At 45.1% G+C, this 1,165-nt stretch carries 2 protein-coding genes; both read left to right on the forward strand.

The window, feature by feature from the left end; genetic code table 11:
* The coding region (locus R7M72_RS25295) for a TOBE domain-containing protein (protein ID WP_318056482.1) at nucleotides 1–487 on the forward strand (487 nt) is incomplete at its 5' end.
* 1 nt (nucleotide 488) lies between these two features.
* Nucleotides 489–1,148, forward strand: a complete 660-nt coding sequence (locus tag R7M72_RS25300) for an HAD family hydrolase (protein ID WP_140143455.1) — start codon at nucleotides 489–491, stop codon at nucleotides 1,146–1,148.
* The last annotated feature ends 17 nt before the right edge of the window (nucleotides 1,149–1,165 follow it).

Raw genomic sequence — 1,165 nt, forward strand, 5'->3', positions numbered from 1 at the left:
TATACAAAAAGAGATGAACCTAACTACCATCTTTGTGACTCATGACCAAGAAGAAGCGATGATCATGTCTGATCGAATCTTTTTGATGAACAAAGGGGAAATTGTTCAAGCCGGCACACCAGAAGCGATCTACACTCACCCTGCCAATGAATTTGTGGCTGGGTTTATGGGGCATTACAACTTGGTCGATGCTAACAAAGCCAAACAACTCTTTAATATCGATACCGAATGGAAGGTGGCAATTCGTCCAGAGTCCATCTACGTGAAAGAGCATGGTCGCCAATACGGAAACCATATTTCTGCACCGCAGATGGGAACCATCAAAAATCACCAACTGCTTGGCAATGTAATTCGCTACCAAGTGTGCGTCGAAGAGTGCGATCTTACGGTCGATTTGCTCAACCGTTCATCCGAACGCTTGCTAGCTAACGGCAGTCAACTAGAGCTGCTGTTTAACCTTAACGAAATTCAACCAGTGAGAGCCTAACATGTCCAAACCTTTGTACGTCTTTGATATGGACGAAACTCTAATCAACGCCGACTGTGCGATGATTTGGAATGCGTTTTTGGTTGAAAAAGGCATAGCAACGCAACCAAACTTCATCGAGGAAGATCAGCGTTTAATGGCCTTGTACGCAGAAGGTAAAATGGACATGGAGGACTACTTAGAATTCTGTATGGCGCCATTGGCTGACATGCCCGTTGCACACGTCCATACGTTGGTAGAAGAGTGTGTAGAGCACCACATCCTGCCTAAGCAGTTTGAGCAATCCAAAACGTTGATAGCACAGTTGGATCGCGATGACATCGATATGGTTATCATCTCTGCGAGCGTGACATTCTTAGTCGAAGCGGTCGGCCATCGATTAGGAATTCCCGTCGCATTAGGAATTGATTTGGTTGAGAAGCACGGCAGCTACAGCGCTGAAATTGCAGGCGTTCCGAGTTATCGAGAAGGCAAAGTTATACGCTTGAAAGCATGGTTAGATGCTCAGCCAGAATCTTATTCTGAAGTCCATTTTTACACCGACTCCATCAATGATTTACCTTTATGCGAATACGCAGATTACGCATATTTGGTGAATCCTTGCCCACGCCTCAAAGAACACGCGAATCGTTCAAATTGGACGCTATTACGTTGGAACTAGCCTTCAGTTTTCATAGT

Origin of the sequence: Vibrio sp. YT-18 (genome assembly GCF_033337345.1) — a bacterium.
Taxonomy (GTDB): domain Bacteria; phylum Pseudomonadota; class Gammaproteobacteria; order Enterobacterales; family Vibrionaceae; genus Vibrio; species Vibrio alginolyticus.

Coding starts and splice junctions, on each gene's coding strand:
- R7M72_RS25300 (WP_140143455.1), top strand. CDS start 489: ATGTCCAAACCTTTGTACGTCTTTGATATGGACGAAACTCTAATCAAC.